Below are 24,231 nucleotides of genomic sequence, written 5' to 3' on the forward strand. Positions count from 1 at the left end.
GGAAGGGACGACGGCGGTCCGCAACACCGGCCGCCGGCAACGTGGTTCAGCCGCGCTTGAGGCTCCAGCTCGCCCCGTCCTGGCCGTCCTCGACGACGACGCCGGCTGCGGCCAAGGTGTCCCGGATGGCGTCGGACGCCGCCCAGTTTTTGGCGGCCCGGGCGTGGGCCCGCGCCTCGAGCTGCGCCTCGACCAGGACGCCAAGGGCGGTGTTGGCCGGTTCGTCGGCCGCCGGTGTCGCGGTGGCGTTGAGGCCGAGAACGTCCGCCATGGCGGTGACGCTCGCGAATGCCTGTCCCGCGGCGCCGAGGTCCCCGTCAGTGAGGGCCGTGTTGCCGGCGCGGACGGTTTCGTGGAGCGCTGCCAGGGCCTGCGGGACGTTCAGGTCATCGTCCATGGCCAAAGCAAAAGCCTCCGGGACCGAAGCGCCGGACGAATCCGATCCAGCGTCGGGGAGGATCCTGCTGGCGCGGGTGAGGAAGCCGTCGATCCGTTCGACGGCGGCGGCGGCTTCCTGCAGGGACGTCGGCTGGTAGTCCAGGACCGAGCGGTACTGCGCCTGCCCGAGGTAGTACCGGACAACGCGCGGCGGGGCGAGTTCGAGCATTTCCGCCGGGCTGACGGTATTGCCGATGGACTTGGACATCTTCTCGCCGGCGTAGGTGACCATGCCGTTGTGCATCCAAAAGTTGGCGAAGCCGTGGCCTGCCGCCTGGGACTGCGCCATTTCGTTTTCGTGGTGCGGGAAGCGCAGGTCCAGGCCGCCGCCGTGGATGTCGAACTCGGTGCCGAGGTACTTGGTGACCATCGCGGAGCATTCGAGGTGCCAGCCCGGGCGGCCGGGGCCCCACGGGGAGGCCCAGCTCGCCGTCGTCGGCTCCCCGTCCTTGTAGCCCTTCCACAGCGCGAAGTCGCGGGGGTCCTTCTTCCTGTTGCTGAATTGAGGTTCGACGTCCTGGGCACCCTGCATGTCGTCGAGTCTTTGGTTCGTCAGCGTGCCGTACTTGGACCAGGAACGTACGTCGAAGTAGACGTCGCCGGAGTCGTCGGGGGCCGGGTAGGCGTGGCCCCGGTCGATCAGCTGCTGGATGAGGGCATGCATTTCCGGGATGTGGCCGGTGGCGCGGGGCTCATAGGTGGGGCGGGAGACGCCCAGGGTGTCGTAGGCCTTGAGGAATTCCTGCTCGTAGCGGTAGGCCAGGGCCCACCATTCCTCGTTGCGCAGCGCCCCGGGTTCGTCTTCAAAGTCGGGGCCGAAAGACGCGGCGGACTTGGCGAGGATCTTGTCGTCGATGTCGGTGACGTTGCGGACCGCCGTCACGCGGAAGCCGCGGTACTGCAGCCAGCGGGTCAGCTGGTCGAATGCGATGGCCGAGCGGATGTGGCCGACATGTGGCATGCCCTGCACGGTGGCTCCGCAGTAGTACAGGCTCACGTTGCCAGGTACCAGGGGGACGAAGTCGCGGACTTCGGCGGATGCAGTGTCGTAAAAGCGCAGGGTCACCGCTCCAGATTAGCCGATGGCGGTCCGCGGCTTTACCGCGGCTTTGCTGGCGGCCGGGAGTCCGGGACCACGGATCCGGCAACCTACTTGCAGTATTGCCCGATCTTGTTGATCTGCTCCGTGAGCTGGGCGGTCTGTTCGTTGGTCTTGGTTCCCGTTGGGCTCGCCGCAACCTGCTTCATGATCTCGGCCATCTGCTGGATAGGGGCGCCCACTTCCGGCGCCACCTTGTCCGCAACTTCCTGGTAGTGCTGGCCAATCTGCCCGGCCTGCTCCTTCGCGGTCCCGGAGGGCACGAAGGTATCGGTGTTGAGGAACTTGCAGCTTTCCTCGACGCTCAACTTCGGCGTGGCGCTGGGCGTCTGGGGCGCGGTCGTCGAGCCGGCACAGCCGCTCAGCATGGTCGCTGCCACGAGTACGACGGCGGCGGGCATCAGCTTTTTCACGGGAGTCTCCTGATGTTGCCGGAAGGGGTTGCCCCTTAAGCCTAGGGGACGGAGGGCCCAGTGAGCAGGGCCCTTCAGCAGGGCCGATCAGCCGGCCCTATAGACGAGCGCTGTTGCCACGGCCGAGATCCCCTCGCCCCGGCCAGTGAATCCGAGTCCGTCGCTCGTGGTGGCTGTGACGCTGACCGGCGCTGCGGCAGCGTCGCTGAGGACCCGCTGGGATTCCTCCCGCCGCGGGCCGAATTTAGGCCGGTTGGCCACGAACTGAACGGCGATATTGCCGATTTCGAATCCGTGGGCGCGAACAATCCTGGCGGCCTCGGCCAGCAGGGTCACACCCGACGCCCCGGCATATTCGGGCCGGTCCGTACCGAAATGCGTGCCCAGATCCCCGATACCGCAGGCCGAGAAAAGCGCGTCCGCCGCGGCGTGCGCCACGGGGTCGCCGTCGGAGTGGCCGGAGAGTCCCCGCTCCCCCTCCCAGAAGAGGCCGCCGAGCCACAGCGGCTGCGGCTCGGCTTCGGCTGCGTAGGCATGGACATCGATCCCGATCCCGGTCCTGGGGATCAGCGGCGCGTTGGTGGACATGCTCATCCCTCCACCCAGCGCACACCCAAGGGCCCTTCGAGGAGGCCTTCGGCCAGGATCAGGTCCAGGGGCGTGGTGATCTTCAGGGACTGGCTGGCGCCGCGCACGGCGTGGACGGGGACGCCGATCAGCTCCACGAGCATCGCATCGTCCGTGACGAGGGCGGCCTGGCCGGCGTCGAACCCGGCGGCAGCCTCGTGGGCGCGTTTGAGGGTGGTGAAGGCAAATCCCTGCGGCGTCTGCACGGCGCGGAGCGACTCCCGGGGCGCCGTCCCGGTGACCAGCTCGGGCGCCACCGCGGCGCCGTCGCCGGTGGTCGGTTCGACGGTCTTGACCGTGTCGACGACCGGAATCACCGGAATGACGGCCGAGGCGCCGGCGCCAAGCGCCGCTGCCACCCGGTGAAAGACGGCCTCCGGCGCCAATGCCCGGGCGGCATCGTGGACCAGAACTGATTCGGTATCAGGCAGGAGTGCTGCCATCGCGGCGCGGACTGATTCGGCGCGGTTCGCACCGCCGTCGACCACCGTGACGACCGGGACCGGGGCTCCGTGGCCCGGCACGGTGAGGCGGTCCCCGGCCGCAAGCTCTTGCTTGAAGGCCTCGCACAGCGCCCGCAACTCGGTGTCCCCCGGGGGGATCGCAATGCAGATCTGCTGCGCGATCCCGGCGGCTGCCACGCCGCGCAGGGCGTGGGTGAGGATGCTGTCCCCGCCGAGAGGCACTTTTGCTTTCGGCATGCCGTAGCCCAGGCGCTGGCCGGAGCCGGCGGCCACAACAATGACCGCAGTGGCGGGACCGGCTGGTGACGTATTCGTCGGTGCAGTATCCATGCGCACAAGACTACGTCCCCGCGCCTTGGAGTATCCCGTTGCGCTATCGGTTGTGGCTGCTCTGGGCGCTCAGAGGGACCATAAGTGATAGCGCAACCGAGGGGCGGCGGCTGAAAAGCGGCTGAAAAAGGGCAAAAAGAAGCCCCGGCGGCCTGACGCCACCGGGGTTCGATTCTTATCTGCGCCGGCCCTGCTGGGGCCGGCCCTGTATTAGGAAGCCAGGACCTCGTCGAGAACGCTTGCAGCCTTCTCTTCATCAGTCTTTTCAGCCAGTGCCAGCTCCGAAATCAGGATCTGGCGGGCCTTGGCCAGCATGCGCTTCTCTCCTGCGGAGAGACCCCGGTCGTGATCACGGCGCCAGAGGTCGCGGACGACCTCAGCTACCTTGATGACGTCACCGGAAGCAAGCTTTTCCAGGTTTGCCTTGTAACGACGCGACCAGTTGGTGGGCTCTTCAGTGAACTCGGCCCGCAGCACATCGAACACGTGCTCCAAGCCTTCTTTGCCCACTACGTCCCGAACCCCAACCAGGTCAACGTTTTCTGCTGGAACTTCAATGGTCAGATCACCCTGAGCCACCTTGAGCTTGAGATACATCTTCTCTTCGCCCTTGACAGTGCGCATCTTGATTTCTTCAATTTTGGCTGCACCGTGGTGAGGGTAAACTACTGTCTCGCCGACCTCAAAAACCATGTGGACATTCCCCTTTCCCGCAGACCAGTTTATCACGATTAAGGCATACAACTGGCATCCAAAGGGGCCGGGAACCGCATGAATCCGGGGAAAATGGCCTCAATCCACCCCCTCAAACCCCTTGACGAATGCAGATAATAGTGCCTTTGGCCTTAACTGCCAAGAGGTTTCCGGCCCCCGCCAAGCGGGCTCCGCCCGCTTCAGAGACACGCGTCCGTGCGCCTATGTGTAGGCGCCGAGTCCTTGTTTGAGGCCGATTGCGGATAGGCTATGGCTGAATAATGTTCCAAGACTCTCAAGGAGTGCGTGACGTGCGTTTCACTGCGATGAACCGGGGCCAGCGCGGCAAGCTGGCAATGGCTACGGCTGCACTGGGCATTGGCCTGCTGTCCGTGACCGGCTGTGGCTACATCAACCCCCAGCAGACCTCGGAGCAGTACTCGGCATCCGACGGAACCCGCACTGATCTCGGAGCGCTGCAGCTGCGCAACTTCGTCATAATCTCCGACGGTGAGAACAAGCCGGGCCGCGTGATCGGCGCCGTGTACAACACCTCCTCCAAGGACGTTGTGCTGACCATCAAGGGCGCATCGGGGTCGCAGGCCGAGGTTCCGGTCAAGCAGAAGTCCTACACCATGCTCAACGACTCCGCCGCCCCGGCGATCCTGAGCACCGTCGGCGCCAAGCCGGGATCCATTGCCGAGGTCACCATCTCCGAGGACGGCACCAGCCAGAACGCCATGTTCAAGGTTCCGGTCATGGACGGCACCATCGTCGACTACAAGTCGTACCTGCCGACGCCGGAGCCCACCGCCACGGGCGCGGCGACGTCGTCCGGGACGGCAACCTCGACCGAGACGCCGACACCGAGCAGCACCGCCGGCCACTAGCCCAGCGGCTGGACCTATAGCAAAAAGGAGGGGCACCTGCAGGTGCCCCTCCTTTTTGCATGCCGCCTGGACTCCAGCGGCCTTGGACTCCCAGCTGCCCGGCCAGGCCGCCGGGCAGCTTCATCCGGCTTTAGGGCTCAAACTTGTAACCCAGTCCGCGGACGGTAATCAGGTACCGCGGAGCGGAGGCATCCGGCTCGATCTTGCTGCGCAGCCGCTTGACGTGGACGTCGAGGGTCTTGGTATCCCCCACGTAGTCGGAGCCCCAGACCCTGTCGATCAGCTGACCGCGCGTCAGGACCCTGCCGGAGTTCCGCAACAGCATTTCCAGCAGCTCGAACTCTTTGAGCGGCAAGGCGATCTGCTCGCCCCCGACGCTCACCACGTGGCGTTCAATGTCCATCCGGACAGGACCGGCCTGCACCGTACTGGAGACGAGTTCCTCCGGCTCGCTCTGGCGCCGCAGGACGGCACGGACCCGGGCGACGAGCTCCCGTGAGGAATAGGGCTTGGTGACGTAGTCGTCGGCGCCCAGTTCCAGCCCCACCACTTTGTCGATTTCCGAGTCCTTGGCGGTCAGCATGATCACGGGCACCCCGGAGCGCTGCCGGAGTTGGCGGCAGACCTCTGTGCCTGACTGGCCCGGCAGCTGGAGGTCCAGGAGTACGAGGTCGGCGCCGTTGCGGTCGAATTCGGTGATGGCGTCCAGTCCGTTGTCCACCACCTCGACCTCAAACCCTTCTTTACCCAACAGATAGGACAGGGGGTCGCTGAAGGACTCCTCGTCCTCGACAATCAGAATCCGGCTCAAGCGGTAGCTCCTTGCTCATGGACGCCGGCGGCGTCACGTCGTTGCGGTCTGGGGTCCCGACTGGAAGTGTGGGCAACGGGTTTGCCCGCGTCAGAGGCGTCGCCGTCGTCCTGCCCTTCCATCTCGGGAAGTCGGATGGTGAACGTGGAACCCTGGCCGGGCTGGGACCATAGGGTCACCTCGCCGCCGTGGTTGGAAATGACGTGTTTGACGATGCTCAGGCCAAGTCCCGTGCCTCCGGTCTGACGGGAGCGGGCGGCATCCACGCGGTAGAAGCGCTCGAAGACCCGCTCCTGGTCCTCGGCGCTGAGCCCATCGCCCTGGTCCGTCACCGAAACCGCCACGAGGCCGTCCTTGACCCGGATGCCCACCCCAACCTTGGTGTTCTCCGGCGAGTACCGGATGGCGTTGTCGATCAGGTTGCGCAGCGCGGTCACGAGGAGGTCCTGGTCGCCGTAGACCATGGCGGCAGCGTGCCCTCCGACCACCAGCTGGATGTTCTTGCTCTCGGCCGGGAGCTGGGAGCGGTCCACGGCCTCGCTGACCACAGTGTTGATGTCCACCGGGCGGCTCTGCTGCGCGACGTTGGCGCCCTGGAGCCGGGAGAGTTCGATGATGTCCTGGACCAGGGCCGCAAGCCGGGTCGATTCCTTGTGCATGCGCTTGGCGAACCGCTTGACCGCCTCCGGGTCGTCAGCGGACGATTCGAGTGCCTCAGCCAGCAGGGAGATCGCCCCGACGGGTGTCTTCAGTTCGTGGGAGACGTTCGCGACAAAGTCGTTGCGGACTTCCTCGGTGCGGGTGAATTCCGTCCGGTCATCGGCCAGCAGCAGGATATATTCCTCTGTGATGACGGCGGCCCGGACCTGGACAATGATCGTTCCCTGGCCGAGCGGGCCGCGCGGCAGCTCCAGTTGCTTTTCGAGGACGACACCGTCCCGCCGCACCTTGGCCGTCAGTTCCAGCAGCTGCTGGTGCACCACGGTGTGCCCGCGGACCAGGCCATAGGCGTAGGCGGCAGGGCTGGCGCGGACCACGCCGTCGATCGCATCCACCACCACGAAAGCGCGGCCGAGGACGGCAAGCACCTCCGCGGCGCCCTCGGGCAGCGAGGGGTCCTCGACGTCGACGTCGACAATGTGCCGCTGCTGCTCACTCACCCGGAACGCGAGTACGCCGAACATGCCAAACGAGAGGCCGATCAGGCCGGCGATCACGCCGATGAGCATTGGATCCACGGCTCCAGCTTATGCTCTGCCATGCGGCCGAAACCGAAATCTCCTGCGATTCGGGCGCCGGTTCAGCTAACGTTCACCTATTGGGGCGTAACAGTTCACCGGACACTGAAAGAGTTGAGCGTTGGAGCGCCGGTAGGCGAACCGAAATAGGCCCGCCACTTTGATTGCAGGCAATATTTCCGAGGAAAGGACGCACACGTGCGTAAGGTTTTTCAGGAGGAGCTCGCCCAGGTAAGGGAACAGCTCGTCGAGATCTCAACGCTGGTCACAGAGGCCATCGAGAAGGCCACGACAGCGTTCGAGGGCGCCGATATCGACCTCGCCGAGGACGTGATTGCCGCCGATGCCCGCATCGACTTCCTGCAGAACAGCCTCGACGAGCGCGCCATCGACATCCTTGCCCTTCAGGGCCCGGTGGCGAGCGATCTGCGCATGCTGGTTGGTTCGCTCCGGATGAGCGCGTCGCTGGAGCGCATGGGCGACCTCGCCCGCCACTTGGCCCAGCTGGCGCGTCTGCGCTATCCGGCGTCAGTGGTCCCGGATCAGCTGCGCGAGACCTTCAAGAGCTTCGCGGAACAGGACTTGCTGATCGCCGAGAAGCTAACGGAGCTGCTCGCAACCCGCGACCTTGGCGTGGCCCGGGACATCATGAAGGCCAACAGCACCGTCAACGACCTTCACCTGAGCGTTTTCAAGGCGATCGCGCGCAGCGACTGGCAGGAGTCGCCGGCCACCACGGTCGACGTTGCCTTGGCCAGCCGCTACTTTGAGCGCTTCGCCGACCACGGCGTTTCGGTTGCCCAGAAGGTCACGTACCTGGTCACCGGCGCATGGCAGCCGAACAGCATCGAGCACAGCTGACGCCGGCTTCGCTCTGACACAACTGCGCAGGGGCAAACTGCGCTGACACAACGACGGCGTCCGGTCACCTTGGGGGGTGACCGGACGCCGTCGTTTGTACTTGGCTTTGTGCTTTGTACTTTTAGTACTAGCGGAGCGGGAACCGCCTACTTCTTGCCCTGGTTGGCAACTGCCTTGATGGCCTCGGCGGCGGCCTCGGGGTCGAGGTAGGTGCCGCCCGGTTTCAGCGGCTTGAAGTCCTCGTCCAGTTCGTAGACCAGCGGGATGCCGGTGGGGATGTTCAGGCTGGCGATGTCGTCGTCGCTGATCCCGTCAAGGTGCTTGACGAGGGCGCGGAGCGAGTTGCCGTGGGCTGTGACCAGGACGGTCTTTCCGGCCTTGAGGTCTTCCTTGATGTCCGATTCCCAGTACGGCATGAGCCGGATCAGGACATCCTTGAGGCATTCGGTGCGCGGGATGGCGTCGCCGAGGTCCGCGTAGCGCGGGTCCCCCGCCTGGGAGAACTCGGAATCGTCGGCCAGGGGCGGCGGCGGGGTGTCGTAGGACCGGCGCCACAGCATGAACTGCTCCTCGCCGAATTCGGCGAGGGTCTGGGCCTTGTCCTTGCCCTGCAGCGCGCCGTAGTGGCGCTCGTTGAGCCGCCAGTCACGCTTGACGTCGATCCAGCCGCGGTCGGCCTTTTCGAGGACCATATTCGCCGTGTTGATGGCCCGCTTCAGCCGCGAGGTGTAGAGGATGTCGGGGAGGATGTTGTTCTCCACGAGCAGCTCGCCGCCGCGCACCGCCTCGGCACGGCCCTGGTCATTGAGGTCAACGTCCACCCAGCCGGTGAAGAGGTTCTTGGCATTCCAGTCGCTGTGGCCGTGGCGCAGCAGAATCAGCTTGTAAGTCATGGTTTTCATCCTAGCCGAGCGGTTGGCGGCGGTGCCGAGCGTTACAGCGCGTGCGCTTCACTGCAACGCGGGGTCACTTCCGGCCCATCCGCGGGCCCGACATGGGCCGGAAGTGACCCGCGTGGGAGGACAGGCGTTGGAGGATAGGCTTGGGCGGTGGTGCAGAAGGCTGAACGGGTGCTGTCCCCCCGGAACCAGGGCGGAACGAGAAGCGGCGCGCGTGGCGGCAGGCCCGTGGGCAACGTGACCCGTGGAACCACGAACCCCAACCGGATGCGACGGGTGGACCGCTGGCTGACCGGGCCGCAGGCCTGGCGGCTGCGCGCCGCGGCCCATCCCCTCGCCGTCGACCTCGGCTATGGCGCGTCGCCGGCCACCGCCGTCGAACTCTTCGAACGCCTCGCCGCGGTCCGCGCGGATATGCAGGTGGTGGGCATCGAAATCGAACCGGAGCGTGTCCGGCAGGCCCAAGCACTTGAACGGCCGGGCCTGATGTTCCAGATGGGCGGCTTCGAACTGCCCGTGACGGGAAATCCCGTGCTGGTCCGCGCCTTCAACGTCCTGCGGCAGTACGAGGAAGCTGACGTGGCTGGCATCTGGCGGCTGGTGCAGGACCGTCTCGCGCCGGGTGGGCTGTTCATCGACGGCACGTGCGATGAAATCGGGCGGCGCGCCGCCTGGGTGGCTCTCGACGTCGAGCGGCCGCTGAGCCTGAGTTTGTCCATGCGGTTCGGTGCCTTCGCGCTACCCTCCGACGTGGCAGAAAGGCTGCCGAAGGCCCTGATCCACCGCAACGTGCCCGGAGAGAAGATTCACGCCTACCTGCAGGCTATGGACAAAGCCTGGCTGGAAGCGGCGCCGCTGGCATCGTTCGGCAGCCGGCAGCGCTTCACAGCAATGTGCCGTGCCCTGCTCGACGCTGGCTGGCCCATCCAGGACGGCCCGTCCCGCTGGCGGCTGGGCGAAGTGACGGTCGCTTGGGAAGCCGTGGCGCCCGGGGAGTTAGGACCCTAGAAAGCCTGAAGCGGGCCTACGTCACCAGGGGCCGTAGGGGCCCATGTTGCGGCCGCGGCCGGCGTCTTTGACCGCGGGACGGACGTCGGCAAGGTACACGGACGCGGCCGTCACGGCCGCGAGGCCGAAGATGCCGAGCGAACCGGCGCCACCACCGCTGCCCAGCTGCGCGAGCAGGGAGAACAGGCCCACAACGAACGCGCCGCCGGTCAGGGCCAGCCAGAAGGTCTTGGTCCGCTTCGATACGGCCTCGAACGCGTTGGCCTTGTGCCGGAGGCAATCGAAAAACGCCCATGCCTCCAAGGCAAAGGCCACGACGGCCAGGACCAGGTAGACCCCGGATTCGACAAAGTAAATGAGTATGCGTCCGTCCACTCCCCCAGCCTAGCCGTCCAGAGTGCCCAATGCCTGATCCAAATCGGCCCAAAGGTCGTCCACGTTCTCAATGCCCACGCTCATCCGGACCAGGTTGTCCGGCACGCTCTCCGGCTCGGCCGTGTGCCGGCGCCGGCGTTCGATCAGGGATTCCACCCCACCCAGGGACGTGGCGGGGAGCCAAAGGCGCAGGGCGCGGATCATCCGGTCCGCGGCTTCCGCGCCGCTGAGGCTGCCCGTGTCTCCGACGACAGGCGCCACCTCGATGCACAGGATGGACCCGAACCCCTTCATCTGCTTCTTGGCCCGCACGTGGCCGGGGTCCGAGGCCAGCCCGGGGAACCGGATGCCGGCAACCCGCGGATGGCCGTTGAGCCGGTCGGCAAGGACCTGGGCCGACGCCTGTGAACGCTCAATCCGCAGCGCCAGGGTCCGGAGCCCGCGCAGCGCCAGCCACGCCTCGAACGGTCCGGCGATCCCGCCATGGATGGTGCGGTGGTGCAGCAGGGCGGCGCGGAGACCGGCGTCGGAGGTCACCAGCGCACCGAGCACAACGTCGGAATGGCCGGAGAGGTACTTGGTCACCGAATGCAGCACGACGTCGGAGCCCAGGCTCAGGGGCTGCTGCACCAAGGGCGTGGAAAAGGTGTTGTCCGTGACGACGATCGCGCCGGCCTCATGCGCCGCGGTGGTCAGGGCCCGCATGTCCGCGACTCCGAGCATGGGGTTGGTGGGACTCTCCAGCCACAGCATGCTGGCGGCGCGGCCGCTGGCCGGGGCAAGTGCGGCCACAACGGCGTCGGTGTCCGCGATGTCCACCGTCCGCAACTCGAGGAAGCCCTTGGCCGCCAGTTCGGCAGCCATGGTGACCGAACCCGCGTAGCTGTGCGACGGCATCACGAGCACGCCCTGGGCGGGCACCAGGGACAGGGCCGAACTCACGGCGGCGAGTCCAGAGGCGTAAAGCAGGCCCGGCAGGTCCGCGCCTTCCAACTGGGCCAGCGCCTCTTCGAAGGGGTCCCACGTGGGATTGGAATACCGGCCGTAGCCGCGGTCGCCGTCGCCCAGCGGTCCTGTGCCGAAGTAGGTCGAGGACAGCACAAGCGGCGGGTTGACCGGTTCGTCGCGGGTGCGCGGCGGCCGCCCTGCCGCCACAACCAGGGAATCCGGCGAAAGCGTGGCGGCCTGCTCTTCAGAAAGACTCATGGAGACAGGGTACGTGGGCGCCCCGCGAGGAACCCAAGCCGTTACGCCGGACACTGAAGTGTCGGTGATTGTCGGTACTCTTGAACAGTGACTAACCAGAGCCCCGGAGCGTCCCCTCAACAGTTGCCAAGCCCGTTGCCCGGACTGTTTATTGCCTTCGAGGGCGGAGACGGCGCCGGCAAGTCCACGCAGGCGGCTGAACTCGCCAAAACGCTGGAATCAGGCGGCTTCACAGTGCTGCGGACCCGGGAACCGGGCGGCACGGCGATCGGCGAAAAGCTGCGTTCGCTCGTACTGGATCACGGCCATGGCCACATCGACGGCCATACCGAGGCCCTTATTTTCGCGGCGTCCCGTGCCGCGCACGCGAGCCAGGTCATCCGGCCCGCCCTGGAACGCGGCGAGATCGTCCTCACTGACCGGTACATCGACTCCTCGGTCGCGTACCAGGGCGCCGGCCGCGGCCTCGGGACGGAGGCGGTCAGGGACATCAACGCTTGGGCGACCTCGGACCTGCAGCCGGACCTGACGGTACTTCTCGACGTCGAGCCCGCCGTTGGCCGGCAACGGCGCACAGCCGGCGAGGCCGCCGAAGACCGCCTCGAGTCCGAGGCCGACGAATTCCATGCCAAGATCCGATCGGCCTTCCTGGACCTGGCCGCGGCCCGGCCCGAAGCCTACCTGGTGCTGCCCGCCCGCCTGCCCGTGGCCGAACTCGCCGCCCGGATCTTCGAGCGCGTCGAATCCCTGCTGGCCGTCACCCAAAGCAGCACGGCATGACTGTCTGGGACGACCTCCAGGGCCAGGATGCCGTCGTGGCCCAACTGCGCCAGGCCGCCCAGGGGGAGGGGCTGACGCACGCGTGGCTATTCACCGGACCTCCCGGCTCCGGCCGTTCCAACGCCGCGAAGGCCTTCGCCGCAGCCCTGAACTGTGACCAGGAGGACGTCAGCCTGCGAGGCTGCGGCGAATGCCCGGCGTGCCTGACCATCCTGGGCGAAACCCATTCCGATGTCGCGTTCGTGCGCACGGAGAAGGTCACCATCACCATCGATGAGGCACGCGAGCTCGTGTCCACCGCCGGGAACCGGCCGTCGTCCGCCCGATGGCGGATCATCGTGGTGGAGGATGCGGACCGGATGGCCGAGCGGACCACCAACGTGCTGCTCAAGGCCATCGAGGAACCCACTCCCCGCACAGTCTGGATGCTCTGCGCGCCCTCCCCCGCCGATGTCCTCGTGACGATCCGCTCCCGCTGCCGGCCGGTGGCGCTCCGGCTTCCGCCGGCCGCCGACGTCGCGGCCCTGCTGGTCAAGCGCGACGGCGTGGACCCGGCGGTTGCCGAGCGCGCCGCCCGAGCCGCGCAAAGCCACGTCGGCATCGCCCGCCGCCTGGCCCGGGACCCGGAGGCCCGGGAGCGCCGCCTTGAAACGGTGCGGTTTCCGTTGTCCCTTCGCGGCGTCACGGCGGCGGTCATGATGGCCGAGAAGCTGGTCAAGATCGCCACCGAGGAAGCCAATAGCTCCAATGACGAGCGCGATGCCGCCGAGAAAACCGCGCTGCTGGCCACCCTCGGGGCGCCCGAAAGCGGCACGCTGCCGCCGGCCATGCGGAGCCAGGTCAAGCAACTCGAGGACGACCAGAAGCGCCGCGCCAAGCGTTCCGTCACCGATTCCCTTGACCGCACACTGACGGACCTGCTGTCCTTTTACCGGGATGTCCTGATCATCCAGATGGGGAACGCCGTGGAACTCGTCAACCTTGAACTCAGAAGCGAACTCGAAGACTTCGCCTCCCGTTCCACCGCCGAAGTGACCCTCGCCCGTATGGACGCCGTCAACAAGGCCCGCACGCGGATCACCACCACCAACGTGGCTCCGCTGCTGACGATCGAGTCCATGGCTGCCAGCCTTATTTGACGGTCCCGGCCGCTCCAACGACACCTTCGCTTTCGTTCCTATCCTCCAAGGAGAACCGCATGAAGCCTGCTCGACCCCAGTCCGCAAGATCCCGATCCCTGGCGATCGGCATGCGGGCCGTCGGCGCCGTGGCCCTGGCCATCACACTGGCCTCGTGCACCCTTTTCGGCGGGGGCAACGGCGGGTCGAATGCCGGTACATCGGGGGCACCGAAGCAGGCGGACCAGTCAATTGTCGATGCGGCGCCGGCGGAGCTGCGCAGCTACTACTCCCAGCAGATCGACTGGAAGCCGTGCGAAGAGGGCGCCTTCCAGTGCGCCAAGGTCAAGGTTCCGCTGGACTACGGCAAGCCGGACGGTGACCGCATTGAACTTGCGGCCATCAAGCTCGCCACGAACGGCACCAAGAAGGGCACCCTGCTGGTCAACCCGGGCGGCCCGGGCGCTTCGGGTTACGACTTCGTCAGGGACGCCGCCAACACCAACATTTCGGAGAAGGTCCGCTCCGCGTATGACATCGTGGGCTTCGACCCCCGCGGCGTGAAGCGCTCCGCCCCGGTCACGTGCCTCACGGACAAGGAACGGGATGCGTCCCGCGCCAAGAACTACGCCCTGGACACGGATGCCGGACTTGAGGCGGCCGAGGCAGAAAACAAGGCGATCGCAGCAAAATGTGTGGAGAAGACCGGCCCGGTCCTGGCCCACGTCGACACCGTCAGTGCAGTCAAGGACCTCGATATCCTGCGCGGGGTGGCCAACGACACGAAGCTGAACTACCTGGGCTACTCCTACGGGACCCTCCTGGGCTCCACCTACGCTTCGCTGTTTCCGGACAACGTGGGCCGGTTGGTCCTCGACGGTGCCCTTGACCCGTCGCTGAGCGACGTGGAACTGACCCGCGGCCAGGCCGTGGCCTTCGAGAAGGCCCTCCACGCATACGTCGCCAAATGCCAGCAGACGTCCGGATGCCCGCTTACGGGAAGCACCGAGGAAGGCGTCCAGCAGATCCGCAATGCCATCACAGCGGCGGAGGCCAACCCGTTGCCGGCGAAGGATGGGCGGAAGGTCTCGGGGTCGACGTTTGTCAGCGGCCTCCTCATCCCGCTCTACAACAATGACAACTGGCCAATCCTCACCCGGGCGCTCGCTACGGCCCTGGCCGGCGACGGCACCGGCATGCTGCAGTTGGCCGACTTCGGCGCCGACCGGGACCCCAGCGGAACCTACACGGACAACAGCACCTTCGCCTTCAACGCCATCAACTGCCTGGGCCGCCCGATGGTCTCCGACGCCGCCTCCATGCGCGCCGAGGACCAGAAGCTTCGCCAACTCTCGCCCACCTTTGGTTACTACTTCGCGTACGGCGGCAGCAACTGCAAGGACTGGCCGTACAAGAATGTCCTGACTCCTGCCCCGGTGGAGTACAAGGGTTCGGCCCCGATTGTTGTTGTGGGAACTACCGGCGATCCGGCTACCCCGGTGGAATGGGCCAGTGCCCTGCGCAAGCAGCTCGGGAATGCGTCGCTGTTGACGTGGAAGGGCGAGGGCCACACGGCCTACGGCCGCTCCAACAGCTGCATCGGCAACGCCGTCGATGACTACCTGGTGGACGGCAAAGTCCCGGCGGACAACACCGTCTGCTAGGTACGCGGACGAACCGAAAGGCGGCTTCCGCCGTTCATTTTGACCCGGACGCCGGGACTCTATTACAGTTGTCTCTTGCATGATCCGCCCGGTTCGCCGGGCATTCATGTGGTTGCTTCCTTAGCTCAGTTGGTAGAGCGTCTCACTCGTAATGAGAAGGTCGCCAGTTCGATTCTGGCAGGAAGCTCGGAAAGAACCCCCGGAAATCAACGATTTCCGGGGGTTCTGTCGTTTTAGTTGACAACGACCCCGAGGAAGTCGGGGGCTTCGCGGGTGGAACCGACGATGGTCCTACATTCCCGGCCCCAGATGGCGGAGGCCTGCTCGGTGAAGGCGGTCTTGATCTCACTGGGAACAGCCCCGATTGGAGACCCATGCCTGACATCAAGCTGAAGCCCGTCACCCCTGGCAAGCTGAACAAGCCCGCGTGGTTCCGTACCCGCACCGGCGAACTCGGCCCGGACCACAAGGCCGGTGAAGGCGCCGCGTCGCTGGTGACCGCCGACGTCTACCTCGACGGCGAACGCATCGGATCCGTCCCGGGAGCCCTCAAACCCAACAGCACCGTCCGCGAATGGACCCCGACCGGCTCGGGACTGATGTCAAGCAGCACGGCACCCTCCGGTTCCACGCAGTCGACGCCCTCGTCCGCACCCACCTGACCGACCTGCAGCAGCACCCGATCGCCCACCTGGCTGCTGCCTAGGACTCTCCCGGCGTTAAAGGCCCCGGCCAGGTCCCAAGTGGGCCCGCGGCGACCTTGAACCGACCCGGCCCGCCCAGCAGCGCCTCCGGTTCGCCCATGACGTCCTGTACGAAATCGAAAGCGCCCAGGGCAAGGAGGTCGCCCAGGCCTGGGCCCTGACCATCAACCCCCCGTCTCGGATACGAATCGCCCATCAAGGCGATCCACGAGGAACGGTTCCAGGAAACAGCGGCAGCGGCCAAAGCCCTGCTAGAAGACGCTTACGACGGATGAACCGCAGTCAATGCAAACCCTGATGTGTCCCTGTCCAGAAGCTCCGGCTTGCTGGTGAGGACGACGTCGGGTTGTACAAACGGTGTCAGGTCGCCGTTCTCAACCCTTCCGTCCTCAGCGGGGACTTGCTTCGTCCAGGCGGTGGTGAACTTTGCCCACTCGGAGCTGAGAGTGAGGGGCTGCAACTTCGGGGCCACCTCTTTAGGATCAGCACCACGCACCTTTTTCTCGGATAGGTTGGCATCCAATAGCCTGCCCACTGTTCCCCAGGTAGAGGACGTCATGGCCGTGGATGAATCCTTCAACGCCCTGCTGTTGATTCTGACCGCCGTGCGGAACTCCCTCATGCAGCGCAGGCTGGGCGCCACCGTCGATGTGGTGGACATGGAGGGAGGCGACAGACGGTCAGCCGAAGTCATAGTCAGCTACAGCTACAGGACCTGGTCGGTTACTGACGAAAACAAGCTCTGGTCGTTCACACCCGCCCGCGGCGGCAGGATCGAGTACAGCACCGGGGAGGTCGAGCAGGCGCCTCGGGACCGGGACGATTACCTCCCCCCGGAAATCGCTTTGTTCTTCCCGTTGTCCATGCGCATCTGGGGCGGAATCCCGGACGACTTCCGGGTGGCGGGAGCTGAGGTGGAAGGTGAAGGAGTCAGGCTTGCCCTGATCGCTCTTGAAGATCCCCGCTTTACCGGTTCTGCGTTCGTTGACACCAAGTACGGGGTCATGACCGAGTATGAGACACCCGCGCGGAGGTTTTCTGTCCGCGACCTCAGCTGGCTTCCACACCTGTAGGTCAGACGCATGTCCCACAAGCCGGGCAAAACGTAATGCTCGACAACACCCCGGATTCGTAAAAGCTCACACAGGCTTCAACAACGAGCTGAACAGACCCTAGCGGTCGGCGAATTGCAGCCTTCCGGCGGCCAGGCTCCATCCGTCGAACTCCGCCGACGACTCGGTGACGCCCCGTTGGGAGCGACCCGGGATGGCATCATCGCAAAAATTTCTATGTCACCAAACGCTCGCGCATCCGAATAGAGTGGCCTCACGCTGCCAATAATCCCGCGATTTCTGGAGGTCGGCGATTGTCGGCCTGGTTTCTTTATGCGCGGTTGCAGTCCCGCGGGCGGTGCAAAAAACAGGTAGCTTACTCTCTGTTGTGTGGCCGACCCGCCCTGTAGCCTGACCCCATCGCGTCTGGGAGCGGCGCGCGAGGGGGAGCGTTGCATCGGCCTTCCGTCACCACGGGCTGCCGACAGAAACACCCCTCACGCCCCTTTCCGGCGAGTAGCTACAGGCCGCACCGGCCGGGGTCCTTACCGGGACACTCTGGCTGGTCGGTACCGGAGCGCGCCGCCCAAGACCGGGAGGCGGACCGGTAAACCGAGAAGGTGGACACTACATGCAGCGAAGAATCACACCGCCGGCCGTCATCCTGGTCGCGCTCCTTGCCCTTACCGGCTGCGGTGCCGGCTCCGGCACTGGCACCGCGACGGCAACGTCCGCCGTAACGCCGGCAGCAGCTCAGACAGCCGCTCCCACCCCGATTCCGACGAAGACCTTCAGCAATGCGGACCTGAGAGGTCTGCTTACAACGTTGAAGGACGCCCAGGGCAAGCCGCTGACTGTGGTCCCGTCAGCACAAATCGACCAGGGCATCCTCAAGGCCAAGGAATTGCTCAAGACAGCCGTATTCACTCCAGCGGCCTGCAAGTCCTTCGCTGACAGCAACGCCCAGATTCCGGACGGCAGCACTTACGCGGGCGCCACTTCGATCTCGGCAGCTGACAAAACGGCAACTGTGGTTACGGTCATTGCCCTCAAGGACGCCCAAACCATGACCGAACAGCTGAACGCATCCCAAGCCTCAGCTGCGAAGTGCAAGACTTTCGCCATCGAAGCGGCCGGCCAGAAAATCACCACAGAGACCACGCCTGTTGCTGCCAAGACTAACGGGGATGTTTCCTTTGCGGCACTTACCAAGCAGCACCTGGCCACAGGCCAGGCCCAAACCGCTCTGACCGTCACCGGTATCAAAGGCAACCTTGCCGCGACTGCCGTAAAAACAGGTCCGGCGGTCACTCAGCAAGCGTCAGCCGAACTGACCCAGCTGATCAACACGGTCCTCGCCCACGGCTGACCATCCATTGGTCCAGGCTCCCGGGCACCGGCGCCCAGTCCTGGAGTCTGGACCAATGGTCGGCACCCACCGTGGCTACCAGGACGAGGCCTTGACCAGCCTGCACTCCTGGCGCCCGGCCGTGGAACTGCGGGCTGCGGAACCGCTACGACACGGCCCTGGAAGCCCTCTTCGAGGCGGCACCTCCTGGTCGGCCGTTCACGGGGATGCCCGTTCCGGGAACATCATCAACACCGGCGACAGCGAGGTCCTCTTCGACTTCGACAAGGTCTGCTGGGCGCCGAGCGTCTGGGTCCTCTCCCATCTGCTGAACCGGGCCGGAACGCCCGGGAACACCGGCTACACAGCGGACGAGATCACCGCCATGTTCCCGTTCACGGCCACCGAGGTGGCAGCTGCCCTCCAGTTGCGCCGTGTCGCCGCGGTGATCGCCAAGGCCCATCGGGAACACCTCGCCCCGATACCGGTGACCGGCCGCGGCGTAGGGCCGCGGCTAGCTCGGATCGGCCGCCCGATCACGCACGGGGCTGTGGTCGCCAGGGCTTCCAGATCTTCGATCGTGGACAGCACCCTGCCGAAGGCCGGCTGTGCTGCCGCTTCGGACGCCTGGTGCCGGGCATTCAACGATTCGATGTCGCCGTCCAGCATGCCCGGCGTCGCCGGGAGCGGTTCCGTGGCGAAGAGGAAGACGCCCAGGCTCACGACCAGGAGTCCATCGGAGCGTATCGCGGCGTGAGCTGATGGCCGCGACAATCCCCTACGTAGTTGGCTGGGAGCAATATCCGGGGCGGCCCGGTAGAATTTCGTCCCATCCTTTACCTCTTTCAGAGGTAACCGGGGGGCGAGCAGCGAAGGCATACCGATGGACATCCCGACAACACCAACTTCGCCACGGCGAATACCGCCGGACCGCCTTCCCCGATCCGGTCATCCGGAGGCAGAACCGGCCAAAGTTGTGTCTTACCCGGTGCCGGGCCCATTGTCGAGAGTTGTTAGCTACCCGGTACCCGAGACCCTAGCGCCTCGGGAACCTGCGCCGCCGATGGTAAGCCCGCCTGCGGCAGAGCCGGACCAGGCTCAACAGCCGCTCACGCCGGTCGGCCAGTCGGGCAAGCGCCCCAAGCGAAAATGGCGCCGCAAGCTACTGCTGGCTCTGATCGCCCCACTGGTTCTGATCCAGGTCATTGCCTTCATGTTCAGCATGGGCGTGACCCCGCCGCGCACCGCATACATGCTGGAGGCCGGCGAGCCAAACGTCTATCAGTTCGTCTCGATCAACCACATCAGCCGGCACCTGCTCGCCGCGACCATCGCCCATGAAGACGAACAGCTCGGCACCCGCAGTGGCGCCTTCGACCTCGGAGACTTCCAGGCCAGGGCACAGGCGTATTTCCAGGGGAAACCCGACCCTAGTGGTTCCACCATCCCCCAGCAGCTGGTGAAGAACATCTTCCTCTGGGACGACCAGAGCGCCCCCCGAAAAGGGATTGAGGCCGTCCTGGCAACCCAATTCAGCTACACGTTGCGCCCCCAGCGGACTTTGGAGCTGTACCTGAACTACGCCCAGTTCGGCCCCCATCTGTATGGTGTCTGCGCGGCCAGCTGGTACTACTTTGGAACACCGCCGTGGAACATGTCGGACTACCAGTCTGCGCAACTGATGGGTGTTCTGCCCCTGCCGGATCTGGTCAAGCGGGATCCCAACGGGGGGATCTACCTGGGCGCAGACGTCCACCCCGCCGTGTGGAACCTGGTGAACGGGGCCGCGAACGTCTGGGTTCCTCGGCAGATCACCGGCCTGGGCGGATGGCAAGCGGCCGTGGCAACGGTAGGCATCACTGACACCGCCAACAACCATGCTGACCGGCGCGCCGACACTGACGCGTGCTCGACGATGCCTCCAAGCGTAAAGGACCGTATCCAGAGCGAAGCCAGCTAGGCACGCCCAAGCGTCAGGCGTCGCCGCTAAGTCTGCGCAGACCTCATGCAGCGGGCTCGCGGCCGCTGCCCGGATTAGTCTTCGTGTGGGTCGGTCCGGTCTGGCTCGGCGTTATCCTCGGCTTCTCTGTACCGGATTTCGGCCACTTTTTTCCGGGCGTCTTCTCGAACGTCGGAAAAGCTGATGACGGGCCAATCGTAGTTTGCAATCAGGTCCGTGAGGCGCGCGATGATGAGGCTCCCTTCGAGCGGGTCATCGATATAGGCCAAGGTGACGGGAACGGCCCGCCCCATGTCGGCGATGACTTCCCCCTGCCCGGGAGTGGCAAAGTCCGGCCGGCCGGTTGATGTGGTCAGAAATGTCCGCTCTTCAGCGTTGAGATAGGCGATCCTGTCGATCCCTGTGACGTTGAGGGCGTCGGTGGATGTCTGAAGAATGCGCATGGTCCAGGCCTTTCTCGCTTCTGCTGTCAGGCTACTCCGGCGCTGTCCGCGTCGGGAGCCGCCGGCGCGTGGACTCATGTCTGTCGGGGAGGACGAAGGGCTGGTCAGGTTGCTGGCAGAGAAACTGACCGCCACGTCGTCAGTTCGCAGGAAGCTGGGAAAGAGCCCCGGAAATCGTTGATTTCCGGGGCTCTGTCGTTGACCCCGGCGTATGCCGGATATTGGTCCCGGTTCCGCACGCTCACTTCGGTCAGGCGCCCGCTCCCGGGGTGAAGTAATTGTGGACGTCCAGATACTTCACGGTGGGCGGCGCGGGGACACCGACTTCGGCAGTGAACGGGCCGATCTGGTCCTTCGCGAAGGCGTCGTAGAGCTCCCTCGTCTGCCATAGGTCGGTGACGAGGATCCCGTCGTCGGTGGCGGCCACCCAGTGCCCGAGGGCGCCGGCCGGCGCGGGCCCTCTCGGCGTAAGGCCCATCTTGCCAATAATTTGGTCGTATTGCTCCAGCGTGGCACCGGCAAATTCCATGATGACTGCGACGGCCATTGTCTTCTCCTCACAGGCGGCAGGCCGCAAGGCAACGGCCTGCGGTTGGTTTGATACGGCACGGTCTACGCCCGAGCCGGGCAGTCGTCAATACGTTGCGGAGTGAGGGCATCGTGAGTCCCGCGAACCGCCGATGTCACCCAGGACAATGCCGAGCGTGCTGACGAAAAAAGGTGGCACCTGCGCTGCGGCAAGAACCACTTTGGTCAAAATTTCCTTCCATGCCTCGACGCGGCCATAGGGGCCTGACCTGCGTATTGTCTTTTTTCAGACCGTCCGCCAGCCTTAGGGAATGGAACGGCCCGGGCGCAGGCTGCCAGCCCGCCAGCAGGAAATCCCGCCATCGCGGTCCGGAGGCCACCTCGATAAGCGGCGGCGTCGGCTGTGGGGCCCGGTTGTCGGTTTCGGCCTGGTCAGCCTCGCCACGGACATGGTGTCCGACGGCGCCCGCCCGCTGGGAGGTCCCCTGCTCGCCCAGCTCGGCGCGTCGGCGCTATTCGTCGGTCTGGTGACCGGCGCCGCGGAGGCCGCGTCCCAGGGACTCCGGCTGGTGTTCGGTCCCTGGGCGGACCGCACCGGGAGGTACTGGACGTTCACGATGGCCGGGTATGCGCTCACGGCGGTGTGCGTCCCGCTGCTGGCGTTGACGCCCCTGGCGGGAACCGCCGGGCTGGCCCTGGCGGCCGTGCTCATCATTGGCGACAGGGTTGGCAAAGCCGTCCGCAGCCCGGCGAAAACCGTGCTGCTTGCTGCCGCCGCGACGCCGGTTGGCCGGGGCCGCGGCTTCGCCGTCCACAAATCCTTTGATTTGGCCGGGGCGCTCCTGGGCCCGTTGCTCGTTTCGGCGGTGCTGGTTGCCAGCGGCTCGCTGCCGGCGGCGTTTGCCGTGCTCGTCATTCCGGCGGTGGCGGCGCTGGCGATTCTCGTTTGGTTGCGTCGCCGCGTCCGGGACCCCGCCGCCGACTCGGCGCCCGACGCCGGCCCCGGCAGCGTCCCGGGCCCGGACGCCGTGAGGCGCGGTTCGGACCCAAGTTCGGCGCCGGCCCACGGGAGGGCCGCCGGCCGACCGGCGTCGGCGATCTCCGGCTCCTTCATTTTGTTTGCGGCGGCCGCATTTCTTTTGGAGCGCCGGGCTGGTGGCCTTCGGCGTCATCTCCTACCATCTGACGGCCGCCGTGGCCGTGCCCGTCGCGGTGGTTCCACTGCTGTACGCCGGCGCCATGGGGGCGGGCGCCGTCGGGGCCCTCGCCAGTGGCGTCGTTTACGATCGCGCCGGGGCGGCCGTGCTCCTGGCGCTGCCCGTGCTGATCACGGGGGTGCCGGTTCTGGCCCTGGCGCCGAGCGCCGGGCTCGTTCTGGCTGGCGTCCTGGTGTGGGGCGCCGCCACGGGCATCCAGGACTCCACGGTCAAGGCGTTGGTCGCCGATCTGGTGCCCCAGCCCCGGCAGGGCACGGCGTACGGGGTGTTCGCGGCGTTCGAGGGGGCCGGCGCGTTGGTCGGCGGGGCCCTGTACGGGTCGCTCTACAGCGCGCGGCCGGCGCTCATCATTACCGTCGCCGCACTCCAGGCGACGGCCCTGGTCCTGCTGCTCGTAACGCTGCGCAGGGCCCGGCGCGCGTCACCGGGTCACGGGCCCGCCTATGGGCGGACTTAGCGCGCCCAGACGGACACCGCGCCCGAATGCCCCGTGATGATGCTCTGGTAGACGAAGAAGGCCCCTGTCACGGCGCCGGCAATCAGGAGCGCCACTCGGACAGCCCGGTTGTCCCGAAGTCCGCCGAGGAACACCAGCCTCCGGCCGAAGGGCTCATACGTGACCACCAGCATCGCCGCGACCAGGACGAAAAAGATCACGGAAACCACTTTGAGCACATCGCCCTGCTGGGCGTGCTCGTGAAGCAGGGCCGACGCCGGTCGTGCCTTCTCCAACTGCTCGCCTGCCTGCGCCGTCAGCAGTGTCACCGGCACCAGCCCCAACGACAATACGCCCAAAGGCCAGGCCAGGTAGGTCCGCCAGCGCAGTGCCACGGCATAGACGATGGCGCCCAGGCCTGCGATCGGCGCGAGCACCACCACGGCGTGGACGAGCAGGACGTGGGCTGGTAGCCCGCCAATTTCGATCAAGTGAACACTCCTCCGCAACCTGGCGCCGCCTGGTCTCATGACGGGGCCGCGAGCTGGGCGTTCGTGGCGGGCCGGACTCCTATGATTCTTGCATGGGAACGCGGGAACTTGAGGGCATTGCCGGGCCGCTGTATGCATTGCCGTACGGCGAGTTCGTCGCGGCAAGAACGGCTGCGGCCAAAGACGTCAGCGCCGTTGGCCTCACGGCGGCCGGGCAGCGTGCCCTGGCGGCCGAAGTCCGGGCACTGCCCAAACCGTCGGTGGCGGCGTGGGCGGTGAACATGCTGGCGGCACACAACCCCGAAATTCTGCGGGAGCTGGCCGGACTGGGAACGTCGATGCAGGCCGCGCAGGACGCCCTGGATGCAGTCGACCTCCGCCGCCTCGCACAGCAGCGGCGCCAGCTCCTCGCAGGCGCCGTAAAGACGGCACACGCCCTGGCGGCCCAGCAGGGACGGGCCATCAGCGCCGCCGTGGCGACAGAAGTGGAGCAGACGCTGCGTGCCGCCACCGCCGACCCCGGGGCCGCAGCTGCCGTGCAGAGCGGCTGCCTGCTCCGGGCGCTCTCGGCGGACGGGGTCGACGTCGTCGATCTCGCCGGCGCTGTGGCTGTCCCGGGGAGCCACGCGGCCGCGGTAACCGGTACTGGAACCGCGCGGGAAACGGCCGCCGTCCGCGGGACAGAACCAGTGACCGGCGCCCGCGGGACCGAACCGGCGGCCCGGGCCGCACATCGCGGCGAGGGTGCCGGCGGAAAGCCAACGGAACAGCCCCGCCTCCGGGCCGTCGGGAAAGCACGGGCAACGCCCACGCCGTCGGCGGTGGAACGGGCGCGGGCCGGCCTGGAAGCGGCCGAAGAGGCCGCCGCCGAGGCCGACGGGGAAGCACGCCGCGCGGCCGCGGAGCTGGCGGAGGCGACGGCGGAAAGCACCCGGCTGGCCGATGAGGCACGCGAACTCAGGCGGCGTCTGGACGTAGTTGAAGCCGAGCTCAAGGGAGCACGGAAGCGTCACGAGCTGTCGGCGGCCCTGGCGCAGCAGTCAGCACGGGCCGCCGACCGGCAACGCCGCAAGGAAGTCCTGGCGCGGGAACGTGTGCTGCGGCTCGGCAACACGCCGGAGGGGTGAAGTCTTACTGT

Annotated in this window: 26 protein-coding genes, 1 tRNA gene and 1 pseudogene; 15 read left to right on the forward strand and 13 right to left on the reverse strand. The window is 66.3% G+C overall.

Annotated elements, in window-relative coordinates; genetic code table 11:
- Nucleotides 1-46: 46 nt before the first annotated feature.
- The 5 genes from cysS to BLQ10_RS11620 all read right to left on the reverse strand — a co-directional run bounded on the left by cysS (nt 47) and on the right by BLQ10_RS11620 (nt 4,064).
- Nucleotides 47-1,504, reverse strand: a complete 1,458-nt coding sequence (gene cysS / locus BLQ10_RS11600) for a cysteine--tRNA ligase (protein ID WP_091562079.1) — start codon at nt 1,502-1,504, stop codon at nt 47-49.
- Nucleotides 1,505-1,587: 83 nt separating this feature from the next.
- Nucleotides 1,588-1,950, reverse strand: a complete 363-nt coding sequence (locus tag BLQ10_RS11605; RefSeq protein WP_091562082.1) for a hypothetical protein — start codon at nt 1,948-1,950, stop codon at nt 1,588-1,590.
- 87 nt (nt 1,951-2,037) lie between these two features.
- Nucleotides 2,038-2,544 (reverse strand): 2-C-methyl-D-erythritol 2,4-cyclodiphosphate synthase, encoded by a 507-nt coding sequence (gene ispF, locus BLQ10_RS11610; RefSeq protein ID WP_091562084.1) that lies wholly within the window; start codon nt 2,542-2,544, stop codon nt 2,038-2,040.
- Nucleotides 2,541-3,371: a 2-C-methyl-D-erythritol 4-phosphate cytidylyltransferase gene (gene ispD, locus BLQ10_RS11615; RefSeq protein ID WP_091562086.1), complete on the reverse strand. Its 831-nt coding sequence runs from the start codon at nt 3,369-3,371 to the stop codon at nt 2,541-2,543. Before ispD ends, ispF begins: the two co-directional genes overlap by 4 nt.
- 210 nt (nt 3,372-3,581) lie before the next feature.
- Complete coding sequence (locus BLQ10_RS11620; RefSeq protein WP_026266570.1) at nt 3,582-4,064, reverse strand: CarD family transcriptional regulator; 483 nt, start codon at nt 4,062-4,064, stop codon at nt 3,582-3,584.
- Nucleotides 4,065-4,390: 326 nt separating this feature from the next.
- Here BLQ10_RS11620 and BLQ10_RS11625 point away from each other — a divergent pair, with 326 nt between their 5' ends.
- Nucleotides 4,391-4,954 (forward strand): hypothetical protein, encoded by a 564-nt coding sequence (locus tag BLQ10_RS11625; RefSeq protein WP_091562089.1) that lies wholly within the window; start codon nt 4,391-4,393, stop codon nt 4,952-4,954.
- A 130-nt stretch (nt 4,955-5,084) separates the two neighbouring features.
- Here the strand turns inward: BLQ10_RS11625 and BLQ10_RS11630 are convergent, their stop codons facing one another.
- Together BLQ10_RS11630 and BLQ10_RS11635 are read right to left on the reverse strand one after the other, a co-directional pair.
- Nucleotides 5,085-5,765 carry a response regulator transcription factor gene (locus tag BLQ10_RS11630; RefSeq protein ID WP_090583992.1) on the reverse strand — a complete coding sequence of 227 codons (681 nt, stop codon included), beginning with the start codon at nt 5,763-5,765 and terminating at the stop codon, nt 5,085-5,087.
- Nucleotides 5,762-6,994 carry a sensor histidine kinase gene (locus BLQ10_RS11635; RefSeq protein ID WP_091562090.1) on the reverse strand — a complete coding sequence of 411 codons (1,233 nt, stop codon included), beginning with the start codon at nt 6,992-6,994 and terminating at the stop codon, nt 5,762-5,764. Before BLQ10_RS11635 ends, BLQ10_RS11630 begins: the two co-directional genes overlap by 4 nt.
- Nucleotides 6,995-7,201: 207 nt before the next feature.
- On the opposite strand from BLQ10_RS11635, the gene phoU reads away from it, so the two are divergent.
- On the forward strand, nt 7,202-7,864 hold the full coding sequence (gene phoU, locus BLQ10_RS11640) for a phosphate signaling complex protein PhoU (RefSeq protein WP_091562093.1): 663 nt from the start codon (nt 7,202-7,204) through the stop codon (nt 7,862-7,864).
- A gap of 146 nt (nt 7,865-8,010) precedes the next feature.
- Here the strand turns inward: phoU and BLQ10_RS11645 are convergent, their stop codons facing one another.
- Nucleotides 8,011-8,757 carry a phosphoglyceromutase gene (locus tag BLQ10_RS11645; protein WP_091562096.1) on the reverse strand — a complete coding sequence of 249 codons (747 nt, stop codon included), beginning with the start codon at nt 8,755-8,757 and terminating at the stop codon, nt 8,011-8,013.
- 156 nt (nt 8,758-8,913) lie between these two features.
- Between BLQ10_RS11645 and BLQ10_RS11650 the strand changes: the two genes are divergently transcribed.
- Complete coding sequence (locus tag BLQ10_RS11650; RefSeq protein ID WP_175558592.1) at nt 8,914-9,771, forward strand: class I SAM-dependent methyltransferase; 858 nt, start codon at nt 8,914-8,916, stop codon at nt 9,769-9,771.
- 21 nt (nt 9,772-9,792) lie between these two features.
- On the opposite strand, the gene BLQ10_RS11655 is transcribed toward BLQ10_RS11650, so the two are convergent.
- Nucleotides 9,793-10,146 (reverse strand): DUF2516 family protein, encoded by a 354-nt coding sequence (locus BLQ10_RS11655; RefSeq protein WP_091562098.1) that lies wholly within the window; start codon nt 10,144-10,146, stop codon nt 9,793-9,795.
- A gap of 9 nt (nt 10,147-10,155) precedes the next feature.
- Nucleotides 10,156-11,352: a trans-sulfuration enzyme family protein gene (locus BLQ10_RS11660; protein WP_091562101.1), complete on the reverse strand. Its 1,197-nt coding sequence runs from the start codon at nt 11,350-11,352 to the stop codon at nt 10,156-10,158.
- A 123-nt stretch (nt 11,353-11,475) separates the two neighbouring features.
- On the opposite strand from BLQ10_RS11660, the gene tmk reads away from it, so the two are divergent.
- The 9 genes from tmk (at nt 11,476) to BLQ10_RS11715 (ending at nt 19,978) form a co-directional block, all read left to right on the forward strand.
- Nucleotides 11,476-12,132 carry a dTMP kinase gene (gene tmk / locus BLQ10_RS11665; RefSeq protein ID WP_091562103.1) on the forward strand — a complete coding sequence of 219 codons (657 nt, stop codon included), beginning with the start codon at nt 11,476-11,478 and terminating at the stop codon, nt 12,130-12,132.
- The gene (locus tag BLQ10_RS11670; RefSeq protein WP_091562105.1) at nt 12,129-13,271 is read left to right on the forward strand and encodes a DNA polymerase III subunit delta'; all 1,143 of its coding nucleotides are present in this window, start codon (nt 12,129-12,131) and stop codon (nt 13,269-13,271) included. Before tmk ends, BLQ10_RS11670 begins: the two co-directional genes overlap by 4 nt.
- A gap of 59 nt (nt 13,272-13,330) precedes the next feature.
- Nucleotides 13,331-14,914, forward strand: a complete 1,584-nt coding sequence (locus BLQ10_RS11675; RefSeq protein WP_175558593.1) for an alpha/beta hydrolase — start codon at nt 13,331-13,333, stop codon at nt 14,912-14,914.
- 114 nt (nt 14,915-15,028) lie between these two features.
- A tRNA-Thr gene (locus tag BLQ10_RS11680) sits at nt 15,029-15,101 on the forward strand.
- A gap of 187 nt (nt 15,102-15,288) precedes the next feature.
- Nucleotides 15,289-15,576 (forward strand): hypothetical protein, encoded by a 288-nt coding sequence (locus BLQ10_RS11685; protein ID WP_091562110.1) that lies wholly within the window; start codon nt 15,289-15,291, stop codon nt 15,574-15,576.
- Between the two features lie 554 nt (nt 15,577-16,130).
- Nucleotides 16,131-16,691 carry a hypothetical protein gene (locus BLQ10_RS11700; protein WP_139164219.1) on the forward strand — a complete coding sequence of 187 codons (561 nt, stop codon included), beginning with the start codon at nt 16,131-16,133 and terminating at the stop codon, nt 16,689-16,691.
- A 610-nt stretch (nt 16,692-17,301) separates the two neighbouring features.
- Nucleotides 17,302-18,039: a hypothetical protein gene (locus BLQ10_RS11705; protein WP_091562121.1), complete on the forward strand. Its 738-nt coding sequence runs from the start codon at nt 17,302-17,304 to the stop codon at nt 18,037-18,039.
- Between the two features lie 55 nt (nt 18,040-18,094).
- Nucleotides 18,095-18,775, forward strand: a complete 681-nt coding sequence (locus tag BLQ10_RS11710; RefSeq protein ID WP_091562123.1) for an aminoglycoside phosphotransferase/kinase family protein — start codon at nt 18,095-18,097, stop codon at nt 18,773-18,775.
- Between the two features lie 306 nt (nt 18,776-19,081).
- A complete protein-coding gene (locus tag BLQ10_RS11715) occupies nt 19,082-19,978 on the forward strand; it encodes a transglycosylase domain-containing protein (RefSeq protein WP_091562125.1) in 897 nt (298 codons plus the stop codon).
- A gap of 74 nt (nt 19,979-20,052) precedes the next feature.
- Here the strand turns inward: BLQ10_RS11715 and BLQ10_RS11720 are convergent, their stop codons facing one another.
- Together BLQ10_RS11720 and BLQ10_RS11725 are read right to left on the reverse strand one after the other, a co-directional pair.
- A complete protein-coding gene (locus BLQ10_RS11720; protein WP_091562127.1) occupies nt 20,053-20,421 on the reverse strand; it encodes a hypothetical protein in 369 nt (122 codons plus the stop codon).
- A 250-nt stretch (nt 20,422-20,671) separates the two neighbouring features.
- A complete protein-coding gene (locus BLQ10_RS11725) occupies nt 20,672-20,968 on the reverse strand; it encodes a hypothetical protein (RefSeq protein WP_091562129.1) in 297 nt (98 codons plus the stop codon).
- 430 nt (nt 20,969-21,398) lie between these two features.
- Here BLQ10_RS11725 and BLQ10_RS22740 point away from each other — a divergent pair.
- Nucleotides 21,399-21,935: pseudogene (locus tag BLQ10_RS22740) on the forward strand (MFS transporter); the annotation flags it as partial.
- A 169-nt stretch (nt 21,936-22,104) separates the two neighbouring features.
- On the forward strand, nt 22,105-22,623 hold the full coding sequence (locus BLQ10_RS22745) for an MFS transporter (protein WP_254785529.1): 519 nt from the start codon (nt 22,105-22,107) through the stop codon (nt 22,621-22,623).
- On the opposite strand, the gene BLQ10_RS11735 is transcribed toward BLQ10_RS22745, so the two are convergent.
- On the reverse strand, nt 22,620-23,093 hold the full coding sequence (locus BLQ10_RS11735) for a DUF2231 domain-containing protein (protein ID WP_091562132.1): 474 nt from the start codon (nt 23,091-23,093) through the stop codon (nt 22,620-22,622). The two genes, BLQ10_RS22745 and BLQ10_RS11735, sit on opposite strands and share 4 nt — an antisense overlap.
- Nucleotides 23,094-23,185: 92 nt before the next feature.
- Here BLQ10_RS11735 and BLQ10_RS11740 point away from each other — a divergent pair, with 92 nt between their 5' ends.
- Nucleotides 23,186-24,220, forward strand: coding sequence for a hypothetical protein (locus BLQ10_RS11740; protein ID WP_091562135.1), 1,035 nt, complete (start codon nt 23,186-23,188; stop codon nt 24,218-24,220).
- Nucleotides 24,221-24,231 lie beyond the last annotated feature (11 nt).

The sequence above is a fragment of the Arthrobacter sp. ok362 genome (genome assembly GCF_900102785.1).
Lineage (GTDB): Bacteria > Actinomycetota > Actinomycetes > Actinomycetales > Micrococcaceae > Arthrobacter.